Annotated in this window: 23 protein-coding genes; 15 read left to right on the top strand and 8 right to left on the bottom strand. The window is 47.7% G+C overall.

What is annotated here, in order from left to right; genetic code table 11:
* The first annotated feature begins 182 nt into the window (after positions 1-182).
* From ACRC32_RS12525 to ACRC32_RS12495, 7 genes are all read left to right on the top strand, one after another.
* The gene (locus ACRC32_RS12525; protein WP_438554274.1) at positions 183-719 is read left to right on the top strand and encodes a hypothetical protein; all 537 of its coding nucleotides are present in this window, start codon (positions 183-185) and stop codon (positions 717-719) included.
* A complete protein-coding gene (locus ACRC32_RS12520) occupies positions 674-1,489 on the top strand; it encodes a hypothetical protein (protein WP_438554273.1) in 816 nt (271 codons plus the stop codon). Before ACRC32_RS12525 ends, ACRC32_RS12520 begins: the two co-directional genes overlap by 46 nt.
* Before the next feature lies 1 nt (position 1,490).
* A complete protein-coding gene (locus tag ACRC32_RS12515) occupies positions 1,491-2,399 on the top strand; it encodes a toprim domain-containing protein (protein WP_438554272.1) in 909 nt (302 codons plus the stop codon).
* A complete protein-coding gene (locus ACRC32_RS12510) occupies positions 2,392-4,080 on the top strand; it encodes an AAA family ATPase (protein WP_438554271.1) in 1,689 nt (562 codons plus the stop codon). The genes ACRC32_RS12515 and ACRC32_RS12510 overlap by 8 nt, the downstream gene beginning before the upstream one ends.
* Positions 4,081-4,269: 189 nt before the next feature.
* Positions 4,270-4,824 carry a hypothetical protein gene (locus tag ACRC32_RS12505; protein WP_438554270.1) on the top strand — a complete coding sequence of 185 codons (555 nt, stop codon included), beginning with the start codon at positions 4,270-4,272 and terminating at the stop codon, positions 4,822-4,824.
* Positions 4,797-6,689: a DNA polymerase gene (locus ACRC32_RS12500; RefSeq protein ID WP_438554269.1), complete on the top strand. Its 1,893-nt coding sequence runs from the start codon at positions 4,797-4,799 to the stop codon at positions 6,687-6,689. Before ACRC32_RS12505 ends, ACRC32_RS12500 begins: the two co-directional genes overlap by 28 nt.
* Before the next feature lie 16 nt (positions 6,690-6,705).
* A complete protein-coding gene (locus tag ACRC32_RS12495; RefSeq protein WP_438554268.1) occupies positions 6,706-7,386 on the top strand; it encodes a hypothetical protein in 681 nt (226 codons plus the stop codon).
* Here the strand turns inward: ACRC32_RS12495 and ACRC32_RS12490 are convergent.
* The gene (locus tag ACRC32_RS12490; RefSeq protein ID WP_438554267.1) at positions 7,346-7,669 is read right to left on the bottom strand and encodes a hypothetical protein; all 324 of its coding nucleotides are present in this window, start codon (positions 7,667-7,669) and stop codon (positions 7,346-7,348) included. The genes ACRC32_RS12495 and ACRC32_RS12490 overlap by 41 nt on opposite strands.
* 265 nt (positions 7,670-7,934) lie before the next feature.
* On the opposite strand from ACRC32_RS12490, the gene ACRC32_RS12485 reads away from it, so the two are divergent.
* From ACRC32_RS12485 to ACRC32_RS12450, 8 genes are all read left to right on the top strand, one after another.
* Entirely contained in the window at positions 7,935-9,449 is a 1,515-nt protein-coding gene (locus tag ACRC32_RS12485) for a ribonucleotide reductase (RefSeq protein WP_438554266.1), read from the top strand.
* A 109-nt stretch (positions 9,450-9,558) separates the two neighbouring features.
* Entirely contained in the window at positions 9,559-10,284 is a 726-nt protein-coding gene (locus tag ACRC32_RS12480) for a ferritin-like domain-containing protein (protein ID WP_438554265.1), read from the top strand.
* Between the two features lie 52 nt (positions 10,285-10,336).
* Positions 10,337-10,528 carry a hypothetical protein gene (locus ACRC32_RS12475; protein WP_438554264.1) on the top strand — a complete coding sequence of 64 codons (192 nt, stop codon included), beginning with the start codon at positions 10,337-10,339 and terminating at the stop codon, positions 10,526-10,528.
* A gap of 89 nt (positions 10,529-10,617) precedes the next feature.
* Positions 10,618-10,818 carry a hypothetical protein gene (locus tag ACRC32_RS12470; protein ID WP_438554263.1) on the top strand — a complete coding sequence of 67 codons (201 nt, stop codon included), beginning with the start codon at positions 10,618-10,620 and terminating at the stop codon, positions 10,816-10,818.
* Positions 10,819-10,910: 92 nt separating this feature from the next.
* The gene (locus ACRC32_RS12465; RefSeq protein WP_438554262.1) at positions 10,911-11,378 is read left to right on the top strand and encodes a hypothetical protein; all 468 of its coding nucleotides are present in this window, start codon (positions 10,911-10,913) and stop codon (positions 11,376-11,378) included.
* Positions 11,379-11,398: 20 nt separating this feature from the next.
* On the top strand, positions 11,399-11,728 hold the full coding sequence (locus tag ACRC32_RS12460) for a hypothetical protein (RefSeq protein WP_438554261.1): 330 nt from the start codon (positions 11,399-11,401) through the stop codon (positions 11,726-11,728).
* Positions 11,729-11,771: 43 nt separating this feature from the next.
* Positions 11,772-12,293 (top strand): M23 family metallopeptidase, encoded by a 522-nt coding sequence (locus ACRC32_RS12455; protein WP_438554260.1) that lies wholly within the window; start codon positions 11,772-11,774, stop codon positions 12,291-12,293.
* Between the two features lie 3 nt (positions 12,294-12,296).
* Entirely contained in the window at positions 12,297-12,854 is a 558-nt protein-coding gene (locus ACRC32_RS12450; RefSeq protein ID WP_438554259.1) for a DNA N-6-adenine-methyltransferase, read from the top strand.
* Here ACRC32_RS12450 and ACRC32_RS12445 read toward each other — a convergent pair.
* Genes ACRC32_RS12445 through ACRC32_RS12415 form a run of 7 tightly spaced genes read right to left on the bottom strand, consistent with a single transcriptional unit; the run spans position 12,838 to position 20,820 of the window.
* Entirely contained in the window at positions 12,838-13,917 is a 1,080-nt protein-coding gene (locus tag ACRC32_RS12445; protein WP_438554258.1) for a pentapeptide repeat-containing protein, read from the bottom strand. The two genes, ACRC32_RS12450 and ACRC32_RS12445, sit on opposite strands and share 17 nt — an antisense overlap.
* Positions 13,910-15,016 carry a pentapeptide repeat-containing protein gene (locus ACRC32_RS12440; protein WP_438554257.1) on the bottom strand — a complete coding sequence of 369 codons (1,107 nt, stop codon included), beginning with the start codon at positions 15,014-15,016 and terminating at the stop codon, positions 13,910-13,912. The genes ACRC32_RS12445 and ACRC32_RS12440 overlap by 8 nt, the downstream gene beginning before the upstream one ends.
* A gap of 18 nt (positions 15,017-15,034) precedes the next feature.
* Positions 15,035-17,767, bottom strand: coding sequence for a fibronectin type III domain-containing protein (locus tag ACRC32_RS12435; RefSeq protein ID WP_438554256.1), 2,733 nt, complete (start codon positions 17,765-17,767; stop codon positions 15,035-15,037).
* Positions 17,764-18,978 carry a hypothetical protein gene (locus ACRC32_RS12430; protein ID WP_438554255.1) on the bottom strand — a complete coding sequence of 405 codons (1,215 nt, stop codon included), beginning with the start codon at positions 18,976-18,978 and terminating at the stop codon, positions 17,764-17,766. Before ACRC32_RS12430 ends, ACRC32_RS12435 begins: the two co-directional genes overlap by 4 nt.
* Positions 18,979-18,984: 6 nt before the next feature.
* Positions 18,985-19,623, bottom strand: coding sequence for a hypothetical protein (locus ACRC32_RS12425; RefSeq protein ID WP_438554254.1), 639 nt, complete (start codon positions 19,621-19,623; stop codon positions 18,985-18,987).
* On the bottom strand, positions 19,623-20,378 hold the full coding sequence (locus ACRC32_RS12420) for a hypothetical protein (protein ID WP_438554253.1): 756 nt from the start codon (positions 20,376-20,378) through the stop codon (positions 19,623-19,625). The genes ACRC32_RS12425 and ACRC32_RS12420 overlap by 1 nt, the downstream gene beginning before the upstream one ends.
* Positions 20,371-20,820 carry a crossover junction endodeoxyribonuclease RuvC gene (locus tag ACRC32_RS12415; RefSeq protein WP_438554252.1) on the bottom strand — a complete coding sequence of 150 codons (450 nt, stop codon included), beginning with the start codon at positions 20,818-20,820 and terminating at the stop codon, positions 20,371-20,373. Before ACRC32_RS12415 ends, ACRC32_RS12420 begins: the two co-directional genes overlap by 8 nt.
* Positions 20,821-20,842: the final 22 nt, after the last annotated feature.

Here is a 20,842-nt window from a genome sequence, read left to right as displayed (position 1 = left end):
GAGCTATCCCCTGACTGGGGACGATGCACCTCTGAAACCATGAACGAACTTGCTACGGGATATAGCGATCAAGGCATGACAGAGGACGAACAGACTAAGATAAAGATACAGAGACTCCTTTCCGAGTCTGTTGTCCTGTACACCCGTGACAGTTATTGTTGCGGAAAAATAGATCCTATCCCGTGAACGTAACTATCCTCGGTCTGTACCGCACTTTTCTAGCGGATGCCCAGAACTATCCCCAAAACCTGAATCCTCTAATCCGATTGCTAGAGCACACCTTGACGTACCTGGACCCGTCTCAAGTCGAGACGAGTCCTGAGCAAGGCTTTGACTTAGCTGGATCGATCGCCTGTAAAAACGCCAAGATTCCCTATACGCTAAACGTCCCGTTTCCTCGCTATGAGCAGGTATGGAACGACGAAGACAAGCACCTGTTCTACCTGTACCAAGGACACGCCGCACGAGTTGAGTACTATAGCGATCGTCTGCCAGACAATGAAGACGGAGATCGCCGAGGTCGCGCTATCCAGCTCAAAGAATCTATGATGCGTGGCATGGTCGATCGAAGCGATCTTCTCATTACGCTCTGGTCTCCCAGTATGACCAAAAACTTCTCGACCCGCTTAGTGGTCGAATACGCCGAATCTATTAACAAAAGGATGCTGAATCTGTGGGAGATGTACCAATTAAAGCTATTCAGTACAAAGGTGAGATAACCCACGACGACGGCAATCGATTCTATTTCGATGATTCCGACGACGAGTATATTTCAATTACAACTCTGCTTTCTCGCTATGAAGATCCAACCGTCCTTCGCAAGTGGCGAGAAAAGCTCGGAGATGAAAAAGCGGACCAGGTTCGAGAAGATGCCGCACTTCGAGGCACGATCGCACACACTGCGATCGAGCATTGGCTGGATAAGATCGACGTGAACCCGACTGACCCTTACGCAACACTTGCGATCGAGCATTTCTACTCTGCAATCAACCCGGACAAAGCAGAAGATGTCCTGTTCTTTCGCGATGATAAGGTGCAGTTTGCAGGTCGGTTCGATGCTTTGGTGACGCTCCCTCAAGGAGCGTTTACGACCGAGAACGGAGCAGAGGTTCCGGCTGGGTCCTATATTGTAGATTTGAAAACGAAAAAGTCGTTACCGAATCCTTACACCGCAGAGTACTCCTTAAAAAACTATCTGCAAGGAGCCGCGTATGTCTATGCGTATGAGCAGCAGTTTGGTCAACGACCGGACGGATTTATCTTGGTTTACACTACGAAAAAGCGCTGCAAAGTCTGCTTGATCGACGGGGAGAGACTAGAATTCTACTGGCAGCATTTCTATAACTTAGCGCTTGATTTTTTTGGACATCGATCGCTGAAAGAAAGCTGGTTAGAGGTTGCCGCAAACGCTAAAAGCTCGTTCGATTTCGAGACCGGAGAGTTCTCTAGTTACTTGCCAAGATACATCGAACGAGTGGAGCCTTTCTAGCATGTTCTTGATTTTGGATCATCTCAAGGAGCTTGAGGAGTACGGACAGGTCATCCAGCATTTCACTTGGATTCAAGCCACCTGTCCGATTTGCAAAGGGACGTTAAAAATCAGTAAGAACCCGGATAAACCTGGAGCTTACGCATGTTACAGTAATTCGTGTCATCTCGACAAGAACCAAATCAGAACTCTCCTCTACACTCGAAACTCCTTCCGACAGCGATCGAGTTTCGAGCTTTCTCGTCCCAGACTTCAGACGTATGACGAGATTGTAGATCCGTATCCGATTACCGCTATTTCAGATAGTTTTCTAACGACTCAGCCGTTTCAAAAACCACTCCAGATTCGATCGAATCATAAAGTCACAACTTATTTTGACTACGGTGATTTTAGACAAGTTCGAATCGATAGTCCAGGAGAAAAGAAGGTTCTTTACACTGAGGTGTTTGACGCAGAGACTCAAAACTATCACGTTCAAACACCAACTCAGTTTACAGCACTTCCTGTTTACCAGGCGCGTTACCTTCAACCCTGTATCGTCATTGTCGAAGGAGAAAAGACTGCCGCAATCGCCCACAAACTAGGAATTTCCGCAATCGCGTTTCCCTCGTTTTTCCTCTCCGACCGCTATCTAGAGCGCTGTATTAAGGGACTGATCGATGTAGGAGTTCGTTCTGCTTTAATTCTTGAAGACAACGACGCTCCAGGACGCAAAAAAGGATCGATGACGTGCAAATTGTTTTGGAAGTACAAGACAGAAGCCGCATCTTTTAACCTTACAACCCTTTTTCCGCACCATGCGGATACTCCTGGATTTGATTTATACGATCTATATCGCTCAGGCGATATTTCTCTAGAAACCACCCCTGCAATACTTTCTGAGGTTCTGGATGTTGTTAACAATGGATGAGTTGCAGGAAGAAGCGAAAACCACCTTCGATGTAGAAACCATTCGACGAGTCACCTCAGAGTACTTGGATCAGCTCAAAGAATATATTCGAATCGTTTCGGATCTAGGTGACGAAGAAAACGCGGACTACATTAAGCGGAACCTGCTCAATCGACTAGAAGAAACCTGGGTCAGGAAGCTAGGGTTTAGCAAAACTCAGATTATTGCGGACATCCAAGATATTCAAACTCCAAAAACCGAGTTCGCGAACTCTCTGGGATTAAAAGAAGCGCTCAGCTACTATGATCCTAGCTCTAGCTGGCTGATTCCAGAGCTACTGCGATCGGAAGGACTGTATATTCTGGCAGGAGAGCCGAAGACCGGAAAATCGATCTTGATGTATTTTTTGATCAAGTCCATGATTTTGACCGGAGAGTTTTTAGGACGACCTGTTCGGAAAGGTCGGGTGCTGTTCATCCAACTTGAGGAATCGCTCAAGACAATCTCAGAGCGACTTCATCTAACGGGACTCGGTGACTCTGAGAACGAAGAAGTCAGCCTTCTTGCGAATTTTACTGACTCGTTGTTAATTGAACGATTGTTTGATATCACGAACAACTTAGAGTGGTTAACTCGGAAAATCGAAGAGTATCAGCCTTCTCTGGTGATCATCGACTCGCTTCGAATGAGTCAGCTTCGCACGGACGCCTCCGAGAACTCTAACGAATACGGAAAAGCGGTGTATGCACTGCAACAGGTTTTCAACTTTACAGGAACCTGCGGCGTGCTGATCCACCATATGAACAAACCTGCGGGTCGTAGTAACTCTAAAACCGGACTAGTGGAGCGCATTTCTGGTCACACCAGTATTTCCGCTGCAACCGATGGACTGATAGGACTGTACCGGGAAGATCCTGAGAGTCCTATACTGACTCTAAAAACGCTTCCAAGACAAGGATCGTCGGTTACGGTACGATATAGCCTTGAGATGGAAGACCAAGGCTTCTGGCGCATGGAGAAGGCGTATGAGGACACTCCTGCGCGGAAGCCGATCACCAGCAAAATTTTGCGCTTTCTAGGACAGTTTCCCGGTTCGAAGTTTTCCGATGCGTCGATCGCCCGTCAGCTAGGGGTTCCGGTCGGAGATGTTGAGTTCAAAACCTCGCTGAGATATCTGGTCAATGTTCAACTCATTTCAAATCAGCTTTCAGGGAAAACCTCGCTGTATTCGCTTCCGGCTGAATCGATGTGGGTCATTAACCCGACGAGTGTTATCGATTTGATTCCAGAAAGCAATCGAGACGCGATCGTAGATGCCAATACCTTGATGCGCTGTTCTACCAAAGCTTGTCTTCGAGCTGCGATCGAATCTTGGGACGAAGGAAGACAATCCCAAGCTAAGCAGCTTCTGCTAGCAGATGAACGGACTCGACTTCTGGAGTTGGTTCGATCGTGGGAGTACGAGGTTGGGACAGAGGTTTGGTATCAGGATAAAGTCTACGAAATTCAATCGATCGTGGAAGATGTCCCATCGCTTAGAGGGAATCAGTACTATCTATCCGGTCTCTCCGACCCGGTTCTTGAAATTGAATTGTCGTTTAATCACGGGGATATGGAGCCATTGCGTCTTCCTGCTCTAACCGAGGACGACGAACCAGCCGAAACCCTTGATCTTGAAGAGGTTGTGTTTGATGGCTTCTAAGCCGACTCACATTTCAATTCCTGCGTCACTGCTTGAAGGACTGTTGAATTGTTTAGACAATCAAAAGTTTATGCAGACTCCATTGTGTCAAGGATCGATGGAGCAAAAAATGCAAAAGCAGATTGACTATATCAACATGACCGCTAGAGCACTGTACCAGTCCCATGTTTTTTCTAATGACGAGGAACCATGAACTACTATTTTTCTGCAATTACGTCCGACATGACCGGGGAACTCGTTGCGATCGCGGTTGCTAGAGAAGATCGAGAATATCTACTCTGCATTAATCGCAGTCTCGATCGACAGAAACTCTGCAAAGCAAACTTAGATTTGCTTCAGCGACTTCCGTTAGAGCATGATTCATTCCTGGTCGGAAAGACCGAGTACACCGCTCCCAATCCTTGCTGGATGCCTCATGGTGCGATCGGACCTGCACTGATTCGGTTTGTGGGAGTCGATGAATTTCCGGTCTTTATCGGACATCAATGCTCAGAAGCCTGGTCCTCGGTCTTGAAGATATTTGGAGGGTCGTACAACACTCCTCATCATTTTCCTCGGTATGCGGTAGATATTGCGTCGATTCGACAGTTTGTGATCGACCAGTCTGATGCGTCGATCGCAGAGCCTGAATACTCCCGAAAATCGCATCTACTGGAAGAGGCAAGAGACATTCGAAATCGCTATCTCAACTTGAAACGGTTTTCCGTGTCCAAGCCATGCAGTTTAACGCCCACTATCTCGTAACACTGTCGAACGTTCGAAAAGCGATCGAGTATCTAGTTCACGATCGTCCTGAATACATCGGGACCGATACGGAGACAACAGGACTCGATCCCCACACATCCAAAATTCGACTAATTCAGTTCGCGTATGAACGCGGAACCCATATCGAAGTGTTTGTGATCGATTGTTTTGCGGTGCCGGAAGCCACCCAGCTTATCCAAAACGTGCTGCTTCCTCAAACCGTTCAGTCTACTTATGTCCTCCATAACGCAGTGTTCGATATTAAAATGCTGTGGTCGCACGGAGTTGGGCTAGATCGATCGAGAATCTTCGATACGATGTTAGCCTATACAGTTCTAGAGGCAGGTCTAGATGATCTGGCGGGATTGGAGCACATTGCGCTCGTGGAACTTGGAACGGTGATTGATAAGAGCGATCAGAAATCAGACTGGTCTGCACCTGTTCTATCGGAATCTCAGATTGCATATTCTGCCAAAGATGCGGCGATCCTGATTGAGCTAGCTCGTCGATTAAATGTGCGACTGAATGCAGAGCAGCTTCAGTCCGTTTTTCAACTGGAGATGAGAACGCTGTTCCCAACAGCGTGTATGGAGTGGTATGGCGTTAGATTAGACGTTGAGAAGTTAAACTCAATCCGTCCGATTCACGAACAGAAGGTGAAAGCCTGCGAGGAGTCTTTTATCGAATCGGTTCCCGATCGATACGAGCGCAAAAACTTGTTTGGCGAGGTTCTGGATTCTGGGTTTTCCATGACCTCTTCGGACCAGGTTCTAAAAACACTTCAGTCCCTGGAAATTCCAAACCCTCAATACGATCCAGATAGCCGAGACGAGAAGCTGCGATCGCAGCTGATTCCCTCCACTGGGAAAGATATGATCACGCTGCTGGACTGGAACGACTACCCTATCCTAGAAACGCTAAGCGATCACCGAAAAGCAACCAAGCTGTTATCCTCGTATTTCAAAACACTTCCCGATAAAATCAATGCGGTCACCAACCGCATCCATACCCACTTTCGACAGTGTGTTTCAACAGGACGGTTTAGCAGCTCCGGTCCGAATCTTCAGCAAATGCCTCGCGCCAACAGCGCAGACGATACTTCGGTGCGATCGTGTTTTATCCCAGAAGACGGAAACGTATTTGTGGGTGCGGACTACTCTCAGATCGAGCTTCGGGTGATTGCAGAAGTTGCGAACGATCCGGTCATGCTAGAAGAGTTCCTATCGGATCAAGATCCCTACGCAAACACGGCTGCGTATCTCAGCGGAATGACTTACGAAGAGTTCTGCGCTCTGGATAAACTAGAGTACAAAAGTCGTCGGCAAAAGTCAAAAGCGGTTCGACTGGGATATAACTACGCCATGCAAGCAGCGAGTTTTAGACTCTATGCAAAGCAACAGTACAAAGTGTCCATGACGCTTGCGGAAGCTAAGCAGAATCGAGCTAAGTATTTTGAGCTGTATAAAGAACTCAGCAACTATCACGCACGGTTTGAGCCGCGATCGACGCGAGAAACCAGAACATTAGAGCCGTACCGTCGTCGGCGTCGATGGCACACGTACCCAGGCATTCCAGCGTTAGCGAATGCTCCGATCCAGGGAACGAGCGGAGACATTACAAAATCTGCGATGTCGGTACTTTACCAGCGGCTGTATGACGACGGGTTCTCTCCGCTTCAGTCTCATGATGTGCGGTTGCTATTGACAATTCATGACGAATTAATTTGTGAATGCACGGCAGAGTTAGCGGACTATACGGCTGCGCTGCTGGAGCGAAGCATGATCGAAGCGGGACAAGAAGTGCTGAAGATTTGCCCCGTAACGTGCGAGGCAAAAATAATGAACCATTTAGGCGAGAAGGACTAGAATGGAGGATAGTTGCATGGGTGTTATCGGTTTCGGTGTGTTAGTAGGTGCTATTGTGCGGTTTTTATTTGGTCGCGATCGAACTACATCCCCAAATCCTGTTCCTGCTCATCTTCGATTAAAGGATCTATACGATCTGGGACGACGAATCGATCAGTGGAAGCGGTGGGGAAATCTAAGTCTCTATCAAGACATTGTGTTTGTGACGCCTTATGGCGGAGAGCTATTAATTCACGGTCCCTTAAACCTTCCGATCTTGTCTCAGTCTAAGCAAATCGAACTACACGGAACCCGGATTGTCTATTCCAGACAAGCCACCATCCGCGCCCGTAAGTTGAAAAATGTTGTCGATTTGGACAACTACCCGATTTACGAAGCAGCAAACGGAGTTCTGTTTGTCTTTCGGTACTCCGAGCTTACCGCTAACAAGCTGGCGGATAGTGGGGTATTTTCTACCCCTAACCTAGCAATTTCTATGCCTTCTACGTTTGAAGATGGGTTCAAGTCGTTCGCGTCAAACCTTCTCGAACAAGTCAATGCGGTTGCGTCAACAGGTCAAATCAACGATCCATTGTTCACGATTAGCTTGGTGAACCGGATCGTTGAAGCTCAGCGGCTTGCGTTTATCCAAGGAACGCAAGCGCGTGACGATAACCCTACCGCAACGACCCTGGAGGAAATGCAGGAGGTTGATTAACGTTCGGTCGAGGATTTGAGGTGAAACTTCCGGGAGCAGGAGCTGTGTTTCTCAAGTTATTTAACCCTTTTAATAGTTCCGGGTTTTTATTGAGCATTGCCAGCTTCTTGCGCTCATCTTCTTGAAGTTTTGCCTGCGATCGCGTTGTTGCATCGGGGATTACTAATCCTGCAATCATCGAGGCGGTTCCGAGTCCGTTCATCGCTCCTAACGCACTGCCGCCGACTTTCTTAATCGCTTCAAACCCAAAGATACTGATCGGGGAACGAGATAATAGTTTCATAGGTGTTATCTATAGTAATTTTAGTATATCAATACGATGTGTTAAGCTTGTAATAGCTAAACATATTCCCATGATCACTAAATTAACTTTTAAGTACTCAAGACTAAAAGTTAATGCGTCGGTACTACCTCTGTTTGTCTCACTTCGTCCAGACAACCGAGTGACGATCGACGTAAAAGCAGGTGTAGATATTGAAAAGCTATTATCCGTCGTGTCCCAGTGGTTTGAGAATCTGACCCCTGATGTAAATCTTTAAGGACTATTTATGACTCATAAGACTGCGCTGTTGGACGTTCCTTCTCGGAAGTTCGATTTGCTCAACCGGATGCATCAGCATCCGTATATTGGAGTTACAGGTCGCGTTTCCGACTGGCTCCATGACTCTAACTCTCGCTACCCTGTGTCCTGTACAGCGCTATCGGTCGAAGATTCGATGGAGGGACCCTACGGTATTGAATATAGCTGGCTGTATGCGTCTAAATCTCTTCGATACGGAGCTGGGGTTGCGATCGATCTTTCCAAGCTGCGCGAAAAAGGAGCGGATAACGGTCAAGGACTTGTCGCAAGCGGTCCAGTCTCGTTTGCGTCTGCCTACTCAACCGAGAATGACATTCTGCGTCGAGGCGGGAAGTTCAAGAACGGTGCTGTAACCGTGTACCTGGATGCAACGCATCCCGACATCGAGGAGTTCCTGACCGCTGATATCGGCGGATGGAGCAAGAAAGCGGTGTATGTGGACGACAACCCTTCGTCTCCAACGTTCATTATGAACTATCCAGGAGTTGTTGCAAAACTACTGGATGCAGTTCGCTCTGGAACGGTCTGGTTGGCTAAGAAGCGTTGGTATGATAGCGTTTCCAAACAGTCCGTGAACTATGAAACCGATCGGCGACTCTACTCCAACGTCTGCATGGAGATCTTGGTTGAGAGTCGTGGGACGTGTCTACTGTCCCACGTTAACCTGGGTCAATGCACGATCGAAAATCTGGTCGAAGCGTTTGAAACAACGATGCAGTTTCTGTGCGATCTGCATCCAATTACAGGTGCCGGAGATGATAACTACTATCTCTCTCCTCGCGTCGATAAGCAAGTTGGTTTAGGCGTATTTGGACTCGCGAATCTGCTAGCTCGATACGATATCCCGTATGCTAGCCTTGCTAACGTGCTGCATTACCTCACAACGAATCAGGACATCCCAACTCGGACGTATACTCGTCGAACCATCAAGCTTGCACGAACGTTGGTTAGAGCCTACAAAGCAGCGGCGCGAGTCGCCCGGAAGCATCGGATGAAACGTGCGTTCACGATCGCGCCGACCGCTTCCGCTTCTTACCGCTACCAGGATCTCGACGGATATACCTGCGCTCCTGAGATTTCTCCTCCGGTTTGTCACCCTCAGACCAAGATGACCGATCGCGATTCCGATGAAGCGGCGTTGAACTATCAGTACCACCCACACTCGGAAACCGCAGAAGAAGTCGGGGTAGAAACCTACACTAAACTTGCGGAATGCTGGCAGCGCTTGATGGCTAGAACAGGACTCGCGCATTCAATTTCGTATAACGTGTGGAATACCTGTCCCGTAGACGAAGCCTGGTTCCAGGACTGGCTGATGTCTCCGCTAGTGACGACGTACTATCGACTCATGATCGAGCAGAGTTATGTCGATAAGTCGTCGATTGGTGAAGAGGACTCGGACGGTTTCTTTACGGTTCAACCGGATGCTGAGCCAAGCGATCCGTACAAAGAGAAGAACGTCTGCACAGCTTGCGCGGAGTAATAGCCTAGAGATGTAGGTTAAACCTGTGATTTCGATAGAGAGGGGTAGAGTCAATGTAACAGACTCTACCCCTCTCGCTATAATGGGGAGAGTAATAAAATCTATAGTTATGACCGTCTATCAAAAAGCGAATCTGGCTCGAAAGGAATGGAAGCCAGTTTCTCCGACTCGCCTTGAATCTTGCACGAATGGGGCTGAAGATACTCTTTCTCGCTGTCTAGCGCTGAGAGTGTTAGAGCTTCCCGTAAAGACGTTGATCTTAGATGGTTTAGAGAGAACTGAAAAGGCGCTTCTGACTGAAGAAGCGATCGAAACGCTGCTCCGGAACACTCAAGACGAGGAGCGGCACGACACTGCACTTGCAAACTGCACAGCGGTATTTTCTAACTATGATTCAAGCTATGAAGAAGAGGCAAATGCGATCGCACAGCGCTGGATGGATCACCCGGATCACTGGGCAACGAAAGTTGCCACCTTAGAAAACGGAGTGTTTTTTGTAATTCTGCCGATTTATCGACAGTTCGGTGGACCGTCGCTTCGAGTTACGTCTGTCGATATCTCGTCTGACGAGAGAATTCATGTTCAGACCCATCGGCATACGGCAAAATTGATCGGTCGTCGTCCTTCTGCCTCCTTGGATCGTCTTCGTCAAGACACGGTTGCGTGGTTTTTAGAGCGTTTCAAGGTGCCTGGGTTTTCTGCCGCTTCGTTTCAAAAAGCGTCAGACGAATTGATGCGAAAAGGAATTACGCAGGAACTGGATTTCACAAAAAGCTACCAGCTTCCCGCCTTTTTTGAACGGGATAATAAGTCCCTCCCTTACTACACTGCATAGTTCCGTTTTTACACGGAGCATCTTTTCGGTATTATCGGGGTACTATAAGCGTATGAAGACACCGAGATTCACTCGCGTTTTCTATGTCGCTCAAGTTACCCCGATAATAAAGATTTGCGGCTACACCTTCACGCTGCAAGAAGCCGAGCTACTGAGCGAAACGATCCGTCACGTCACCGGAACCGCAGGTCGGATTATCGAGTTTTCTAGGGAGGAGATAGAGAGTTACGAGTTTCCTAGATAGAACTACTATAGAAAATGCCTACCGATCTTAAACGTGTTATTGAAATCGTCGGGGTACACCTCGACAATTTCGCTAAATTCGCAACTGCCTTGGATAATTGTCCAGACTATGACTCCGATCAACTCGATCAAGTCGTGGTTTCGGTGACTCAATTAATGATCCGCTCCGGGGATATTGTCCTCCACGCACTTCAGTCCGACTTTGCTGGATCGTCTGAGGAGATGGATGTTTATACGTTTAATCTAGATGAGCTAGATGAAACGTTCGATGAATTAGACGAGGAGGGATAGTTATCGCTACTGTTGTCGATCGCTTCGAACGAATGGTTCGTCGCCTAAATTACTCTTCAATCGTTATCCACCCTATTAATGTCGAACGGATCATGCGGTGGTCCGTCTCAAAGATGCCGGAAGTGGTCGATCAGCTTCAGCCTAGAGGCTGGGACTTGTCGAAAGATGACACCTGGACTGAAACCGTGTTTATCAGTACGCAGCTCCGATGGTACAACCGAAATGTTGCGCTGTTTCTAACAACGTCCTATGTCGATTTCAATCTTGCAGCGGACTTAATCCAAACCCCGACCTTCGCAACGCTTCGTCAGACGCTAGGACTAGACGTACATGCGGCGATCCTCTTGAACTCGGTGGTCTTTCCTCAACCCGAAGATCTTGACGTGTTTTATTGCGGGTTTGATTTTAAGACGGGGTATGGTGCGATCGATTTTAGTCACTACGATTCTGAAGAGAATCTAGAAGAAGAATACTTAGAAGACTGGGGATGGCTGTCTGATTCTTCTGAAGTTTCTCCAGAATGGAGCAACATGCAAATTGTTAGAGCCTTTTCACGATGAGAAAATATACCCGAAAAACAGTGCCAGAACCCACCCCGATCGCTCCGATTACTACGATCGAACGATTGAAGGCATCCGCAGAAACCGTTGAGTCTGTTCTAACGATCGAGCTTGAAAAGCTTCGATCGATGCTAGAGGGAATTCAAACGCTAAAAAAGCAGGAGACCCCCTTGAAGAAAAGAATCGCGGTATTGGAACTTGCACTATCCAAGCTCGTGTCGGATGCTCCGGTCTCTACCGATCCTCCTGCCCGTAACACAGTCCCGAAACACGTACCTCCTCAAGAGGACGCTGAGCTTGATGGAATTGATTTGTCGGACTTTAGCGATCTAGATCCTCCTTCTGAATAAGTAGTCCGATCGGCTCCAAAAGGATTGCTCGTATACTGAAAATATGAAAAAATCCATCAATCCATTACTAGCGTCTATCTACTTCCTGTCTTTCTCTCCAACGACAGTAGCAGAACTAGACGCTCCTGCGATGGTATCTCCTGTCACAAGTCCAGGGTATATATCCTCTGACTTTTCACCTCGAAGATGTATTTATTCTCTGGGTCGATGCGCCCCTCACTGGGGCGTTGATTTAGCGGTCCCAGAGGGATCTGCCATTGCCTCTGCTCATGAAGGGGACGTTGTGGTTGCAGGATGGTACGGGAGCTACGGGAACACGGTGATTGTCTGTTCGGGTCGGTACAGGACGCTATACGCTCACCAATCCAAGGTGCTAGTTAAGGTGGGAGACAAAGTGACCCAAAGCCAACTCATCGGACTTGTTGGATCAACCGGACTCTCGACCGGACCGCATCTTCATTTTGAGTATCAAATCCAAAAAGCAGGGAGATGGCAAGCCGTAAACCCTGCTCCGTTTATCACGTTTTTTGATTCAACTCCAGCCGATCCAAAGTCAATCCACTGATTCGTGTTAAATCCACCTCTGTTCGAAGACGATTTGCTTAATCTAGCTATCAATGTCTACGCTGATCCGTTTTTTGCCAGTAAGCGATCGGATGAGTGGTATACGCCTTACGATCCCTATTTAATCAAGGTTAAGAATTGCTTAGAAGGGATCGAGTTAGATCCAGCGTCTTGTTATGAAGCAAACCGCATTTTAGGAGCCGATCGGTACTATACCCAGGAAATGGACGGTCTATCGCAAGCCTGGGATGCGCGATCGGTGTTCTGCAACCCTCCGTTTTCACTAGCCAAGCCGTTCCTTCAGAAAATGATTCAGTCTTACCGAGACGAAGCGTTTCAGGAAGGGATTTTTCTATGTAACGCCGCAACCTCGGAGCGGTGGTTTCAAGACGCTTATAACTATCCGATGTGCTTTACAAATCATCGGATGCGGTTTGTCGATCAGTACGGGAATATTGGAAAAGCGAATACCAAAGGTCAGGTGTTTATCTACTTCGGTACTCGCTTAGAACGGTTCAATCAATCCTTCTCGTCGATCGGTCGAGTTATGGTTTCGGTTTGAGAGTTTCTAAAAACTCATCAATCCATTGAACCACTAAAGCACTTACGGGATTTGTCTCCGGCGTATCTCCTCTTGAGATGGCTGTAAACAACTTCTCCGCTGGTCGATCCGCATTCGCTTCGATTTCATATAGTTCTTGATAGCTTGTCTCTCTAGAATTTGCGATCGTACCTACAAGGCAGGCGCAAGATCCGCTATACACCGACCCATCAATCCGCCCTTCTAGAAGTGCTGCTTTCAGGTATCCGATATCAGGGATGGCGCAGCACAAGATATCTAGAAAATCTTCTTTGATTTCTTCTGTGTTAGAGGTCGCTAAGTCAACCCCTTCAAACAGGACTCTTTCTAGCGATGCTCCGCTTAACATCGCCCCCTCTAATTCACACCCCGACAGGTCTGCAAAAGTCAGATAACTATCTATTAGATTCGTGCTGTTAAGAACAGCACCCTCAAGGATAGCGTGTTTCATGTTAGTGAGGCTTGCATCCGCACCTGTTAAGTTTGCGTCCTGAAAACAAACAAAAACCATCGACGACCCGCGCAAGCTAGCCGACTGAAAGCTTGCAGAATGAGCAAAGGCGTTATGCATACTTACATTCTTCAGGCTAGCCTGACTAAAATCCGCCTGTTCCAAATCCGATCGAGATAGAACAGCATGATCGAGTTGAGCCTCGATGCAGTTAGCCGACTCAAGAACTGCATTAAATAGGTAAGCGTATCGAAGACAGGCTCCTTGTAGAGATGCGCGTCGTAGAAAAGCTCCCCGCATTCGAGCGGCTCTAAGGTCCGCTAAATTCAGATGAGTTGCCTCCATTACCGCGTGGTTTAGGATCGCTGACGCTAGACAGGCACCCGACAAGTTAGCCTCACTAAGATCGGAGCGGGAAAGATTTGCGCCTCTTAAATTTACATTTGTGAGTACCGCTCCTCGAAGATCGGCTCCTCTGAGGTCCGCTCCAATCAAAGACGCTCCTGAGAGGACTATCTGCTTACCTTTTGGGTCTTCATCGTCCCTAGATTCCCACCAAAGCAGGTGCTCCGCTAACTCCTGTTTGCTAATCATCCGCAACTCCTGAAATATTAGCTGTTTCTACTGGAAGAGTGGACACGAACTCATCTATCCATTGAACAACCAAAGCGCTAACCGGATTCGTGTCGGGGGTGTCGCCTATAGCAATAGCGGTAAACAACTTCTCCGCTGGTCGATTGGAGTCTGCGTCTATTCCTTTCATTTGTCTATAATTTACTTCTCTGGCGTTCGCGACTGTGCCTACAAGGCAGGCGCATTTTCCGTCGTAGGACAAACCATCGATTCTTCCTTCTAGAAGCTCTGTTTTCAAGTAGTCAATCTCAGGTATCGCGTACCTCAGAATATCTAGAAAATCTTCTTTGATTTCCTCCATGTCTGCAAGTTCAAGATCAACACCGTCCCAGCTAACAGACTCCAGAGATGATCCTGTAAGTACGGTATTTGCCAAAATACAACCATCCATACCCGCAAAATTTAAGAAGCAGTTTGTCAAATCAGCATCAGTTAGATTTGCATCTTCTAAGTCAGATCTCTTCATAATAGAATCAGATAGATCCGCGTTCGTTAAATCCGCATCACTAAAACATGTAGAACCTAGGCAAGCTTCACCCAAGCAAGCACCTCGAAACTTTGCAAAGCTAGCAAAAGCATTGTTCAGATAAACGCTCGTCAAGATGGCTTTGTTCAAGGTTGCATGGCGTAGGTTCGCTCGACTCATAATAGCAGAGCATAAATCTGCTTCTGTCAAATCAGCGTACTCAAGAACTCCGTCCGATAAACAAACTTGGCGAAGACATGCTTTTTGCAAAACGGTATGGACCAGTCGCGCTCCCTGCATGTTAGCTAAGCTTAAATCCGCGAGCCGCATATTCGCATGATCTAGCACTGCCTGTCTCAAGTCAGCACTTTCTAGGTATGCGCCTGACAGATCTGCTTCACTAAGGTCGGCGCGATAGAGGTTTGCGTCCTTTAGATTCGCATCAGTCAGTATCACCCCTCTTAAATCTGCCCCAGCTAAATCGATCCCGATCAGAGATGCACCCGGCAAATTAATCCGCTTTCCTTGAGGAGATGCGTCATTTCTGGAGTTCCACCACAACCGATGCTGAGCTAGATCTTCTGCGCTAATCATAAGCAACCTCTACATAAGCTAAGGAACCGTATCAACGATCACCGTTGAACTGTACTGAGATACCGAGTTCCCATTGAACCCGTAAATCCTAACATAATATGTCTTGGTTCCAACCAGTCCCGATACGATCGCTTTGGTTCCTGAGAGAAACGATACCTGGTAGTCCGTATTTAGCAGCGGGAAGGTGGATGACTCGCTGACCTCGATGTAATATCCGGTGGCTCCTGCCACCCCCGACCATTGCAGAAGTGCCTCATGCTCGTTCAGAGGTGTTGTTCCTGTAATTACGGGAGTTCCTATCAGTGTCGCCGCAGGAGCGCTTAGCGAGGCTGTTTTAGCGGTTAGCGTGGACGGGTTCGATCGCTTGTTCGAAGAGAGTCCGTAGACACGCACGTAATAGGTTGTGTTGGGGTCCAGGTTCGGGATCGACTGGACCCCTGATCCGGTTTCTAGGTAGCTTGATACCAAGAAATCCGATCGTCTAGAATATTCGATTCCGTACTCCGAGTACGTTGCCGGAAGCGTTAGCGTGATCCGATCGTGCAGCAGCGTAGGAGCCGGAACGGACGGGACGATCAGCGTCCCCTCGAACACGGCTGCTTGAACCGTATCGTATCTCTGTGTTCTGAAGGACATCGGAGGGACTGAAACGTATTGACCTGCTGCACTCAATGCAGAAAGTTGAGCAATATACACCGTACCAGGCTCCAAATTTTCTACTAGGATCGACTGATTGCTTCCGATATCTCGCGGAAACGCATAGCCTGGGACAGACTGCGCTTGACCCGCTACTTGTTTTTGCAGTTTCAGCTTATAGTTCGTGAGTTTACTTTGAGTCCATCGCAGCTTCGCGGAGGTGGACGTGACCATCGGGTAGATCATTAGGACCGACGAACCGCAGGTGTCAAGACGGTTGCTTTTTTCACTCGTGGTTCCGTTTTCGACAAAGTATCCTCGAATATACACCCCCTCTGGAAGATTTAGGAGATAGTCGATCGAGTATTGATTTGCCGTGGAGTCGATCGTTTGAGGTGCATGTCCCGGCAGCAAGAACTTAAAGTCTCGATCGGTCGAAACCTCGATCCGATTACATGATCCGACCCATGCAATCGATCGACCGTCTCCGGCAAAGCTCAAGACCGGAGGAGCGCTCCGAGTGGAAAATGAATACACGCTAGAGGTTTTTCGATCTCCGGTCGAGGTAATTCCTGTCAGCGTATAGTTGTAGGTTTGTCCGGGTTCTAGAAACAAATCCACTCGATAGCTCGACACGTATCCGATGCTTCGCTCTGCGTAGAATCCATTTCCTAAGTACGTTGAATCCTGCGCTTTTGAAATCGATAACAGATAATCAGAAAAAATCCCGTTCAAACTTAGATTTAATCGAATCGAGGATGCAGTAATCTCGCTGGGGGTTAATGCGATCGGAGCAGGCAGGTCTGCGGTTGTTGAGGCGCTAAGCGGGAGAGACGGCAAGCTTCGAAGGACTGCATTAAGTCCCATCACCCGGACAAAGTATCCGGTATTCGGCGTTAGATCCTCGAATCGCAACTGATCGACATCTCCAACATACTGCTCTACCAGAACAGTGCTAAACGTGGTTGTGTCCGAGAGTTGAACCCGATAGCTCGACGCATAAGATCGTTTAATCCAGACCGCTGTAAACCCGGTTGACGTTCGACTGACAGGCGCAAGTAGTTGAGGTGCTGCTAACGTTGTTGAAACGGTTAACGTAGACAATACGGACGTTACATAGGCGCTTCCTTGAGCGGCGGATAACGCTTGAAGTCTTAGGTAATAGGCTGTTCCCGGAACTAAGGTGTCAAGAGTTGCGCTGGTCCCCAGGCTTGTAATCGATCGATCGATTGTTGTAAATGTCGGGGAAGTAGACGCTTCTATCTTATAGCTGGTCGCTCCTGGAACAGCTCCCCAATCCACAGTGGCTTGGGTGGTGTCAATCTGCCTAATTTGGGTGATGACAGGAGCGGCGATTGTGGAGGAGAGTCCAGGCTGTGTTTGAATATCATCTAGTGTTGTAAAGCTCACCACGTTACTATTTCCTGAAGTAGTCGATCCTGTAATCGATCGGACTCGATAGAAATAGGTTGTCTGCTCAACCAGGACCGGAATATCAAAATTATCGACATTCCCGGTCGCTATATTTGATAAAACAGGGTTCGTAAATGCACTATTATCCGCAACGTCAAGTCGATAGGTTGTCGCACCTGAAACTTTTATCCAGTTTGCGGTTGCCGTAATAGCGGTTAGGTTTGTTACGCCGATCGAGATCGGCTCAGGTAGATCTGACTTTGTGGTAAAGGTGAACAGCACCGGAGAGGAAAGGGACATCGCGTTAGAAGATGTTACCTTGCCGTAGTAAGTTGTTCCTGGCGATAGCCCTGCGACCGAGATAACCCGATAATGCACCCCGTTTTCTATCGCAATACTTGTATTGTCTTGACGCTGAAAGGTAAGCTGATCGTACAGAAGCTGACTAAAATCGCTGACTGTCGATAGACTTATCTTGTACTCCCACGGATCAGGTTCTTGAATTGGGTCAACAACCCAAAGCTGTAGCTGTGTTGTAGACGAAGCTGTTCGATAGATGATGGGATCGATCGCTGGACCTGTGGCTGGAAGAACAGTACTTCCGGGGGTCGTAATCTTCAGCGGATCGGAATATTCAGACTCTTGGGTGTCGGTAACGGCTCTCACCCGAATATAGTAATCTGTCCCAGGAAGAATGCTCATGATCCAATCACCTCGCCATAAAATTCAATCTGTCTAATCTCCATCGACGGGGGAGTGCTTCCCCGAAACCCTGCGGTTAATGCATCGATCCAATACAGCGGGTAAAAGTCTGGGCTAGGAGTGTCGTAAACCCGGCTCAGCGATGCAGCCGTGTTTCCGTAATAGTTTCCGGTATAGTTTTGGGACACCCCTGATAAATTAGCAACCGCTACCCAGCTTGGGGACACAATAACTCGACTATCCGGGCTGTTGATCGACGCTACCCCGTTCGCATCCACGATATTTCCAATACTGGGATACGAAATCAAGGGACCGAAATCTTTTGCCGCTCGAATACTGAGCGCATCGGGTCGGTAACTTGCAGAATTACCCCACTGAATAAAGATCGATTCCAATTTAACTTGAATCGGCTGATTGGTGCTCCAGTTGTAAAACAGAATCCCTAGTGAGTTCTGCGCGATCGCCCCTGAATTTGAGTAGAACGTGCTTGAACCTGCTACGTTTTTATCCATTATCCAGAACGACGAACCGCCCCAACCTGATAATGTGACAAAAGAAATGCGCCGAGGTCGAGGGGCTTGAGGCGCGATCGGAGCGCTATATGATGCGGTTCCCATCTCACTGCCAAGATACTGCAAGATTCCGTTCTGGGGAACCGTCGTCGTGGACGGTTTAGCAAAAATAACCGCAGGCTGAAAGCGATCAAACCGACCCTCGGTTGTGACAACCCATCCGTTTGCAGGTCCAGTATAGCGAAGCTGCACCTGCTGACGTTCTTGGTAGAATTGATAGTCCCACGCGGTCCCATTGATCAAGTACGGTCCTCGACGCACGATCGCTTTTTTGAGCAGGTCCGTTACGCCGCTGTAAATTAAATAGATTGTTGTTCCGATCGCAGCTCCGGTTGGCAGCGCAAGATCAACGTTTCCGCTGGTGCTGGTTAAATCGATAATATATCCCGCGTCCGGTGCAAGCGTCGTGCTTGCGGTCAGCGTTGTCCACAAAATCGTAGAGACCGGAGCGACAGCATATTGCCGAAACCATCGACCCACTCCGCTGTTTGGGGAAATTACATTTACATTGTCGGCGGCGCTTGTTGAAGCCGGATCGGACCCGAACCAAGCTCGTTCGGATACGACCCAGCGCAGTTTTGGAGAGGCAGCAGAAACGGCTTTTAGAGAAACTAGATTATCAACAGATACACTACTCATGCTGGATTAAAATAAACTATCCCATACGGTTTCATCGATCGTATCCCAATCTGCCGTACCACCCCCGGAAGCGGATGGAGCGGTTAGCTGGATAATCCCCTGACCATCATCGTAGTTAATGGTGATATTAGATGATTGAAGGGAGGTCGCCAAAATGTCTTGGACCGCTTCTGTAAGTCCTATAATCACTGCGGCATTGTGAGTGTGTGCAGATTCTGCTTTATTTTGTAAGGTCGTCACCAACCCGTTAATTTTGGAAATTGCGATATTAGCGTTTGCCGCAATATGCGTATCTGAAATAGTGCCGGGTAATAAATTGATTGAGAAGGTGTTTGTAGTATCGGAGTAGCTAAAATCTAGGGTTACACTGTCTTGAAAATAGTTTCCGATTGTGTCTTGAACATATTCAAACAAATCTAAAATATCGCTCGATACAATCATCGATCGCATCCGATACCACCGACCTGTTCCAACGGTCGGTGTAATGTAATTCAATCCATCATCTGGGTTTGTCGCACTTGCGAAAAACATATACCAAGACGATGTTTGTTGAACGGCTCGGATATAGCGATCGGCGCGAATCGAGGGATCAATATCTTTGAGATTTGCGAGTGTTGAAACACTGTATCCAGTCGATGCAGGCATTAGCTAAGACCGTCCCATATTGCAGTATCTAGCGAGTTCCATCCCGATTCGTCGAGCGCATCCCAACTTAAGGTAGTGCTAGTTGGAAGCAACGACGCGATCGCGTTAATGTGGATGTCATCGATTTCAGGAGTAAACAACAGCATGTGTTGCAAGGTTCCGTTTAGAGGTGTATTCGAGGTGCTTCCCAGATAAAACTCCCCGAAGAAATTATCGGACAGGTACCCCCGATCGGAATTAAACCGGATTGTCGGAATGCTTCCCACGATCGCCCTACTCTTTCCGTACCGGATGTTGTGAGAGATTGAGAAAAATGAGTCCGTTATAGCGGCTGCGCCTAACCTTAATTCATTTAGAAGATTCAGCAAACTAAATTGCTGAGCGGCTTGAGCCGCTTCATATCCATACTCCAGTAGCTGCGGCTTCGAACTATCTAACTTTCTCCATCCCAACAGCGATCCATCAAACGGATTCTCTGCGTTAACTTGAAAGATGACCGTATAGGAACTAGCACCGACCAGCAGATTGTTCATCACCGGATTAAATCGCTTGTTTCCCGTAAACTGCACCCCTAACCCTCCGATAGACGGAGCTAGGGTTGGATCGGTTTGCCGAAAATCATACGCTGGATTTAAGAGCTGATTTTTCCATCTCAGCTCTGTATTAGAGGTAGCAAAGCTAGAACTATCCAGTCCGTTCAGCCACACTTTCGCGGGAAGCGTATGGGTTTGAATATAGGTTAGAACATCACTCATTCAAGCTTAGTTTATGTCCGGTATAGGCAATCGCGATGGCATCCGCAATATGGGACGACTTCACCGAGAGTTCGAATCGAGATCGAACTGCATCAATCACCTGTTCTTTTTTCGCGTTTCCGTTTCCCGTAAACTCTTTTTTAATAGCTTTTGGGGACAATGGAAATGCAGGAATTTTGCGCTGATCGCAAACCAGTTTCTGAATTCCAATTAGCTCCAGGGTAACTGTGTTTTTCCCGATCGTTTTTGCCGTGAAAAACGGCTTTTCGATATAAACGGCTTGCGGATTCCACTCTGTAATGAAATCACAGAACAATGTGTAGTAACTGGAGTACGACACAAACTTCTGCTCTACGCAGTAAACAGGTTCTTGTCGTTCAGGATCGAACACCGAAAGTCCGATGTGTTTCACACCGCTATCAATCCCAAGGACGTATGGCATACTATAGGTAAATAATGATAAG

The organism is Chroococcidiopsis sp. (assembly GCF_051657925.1).
In the GTDB taxonomy this organism is placed as follows: domain Bacteria; phylum Cyanobacteriota; class Cyanobacteriia; order Cyanobacteriales; family Chroococcidiopsidaceae; genus Chroococcidiopsis.
This window is presented reverse-complemented; position numbering and strand designations above follow the sequence as displayed.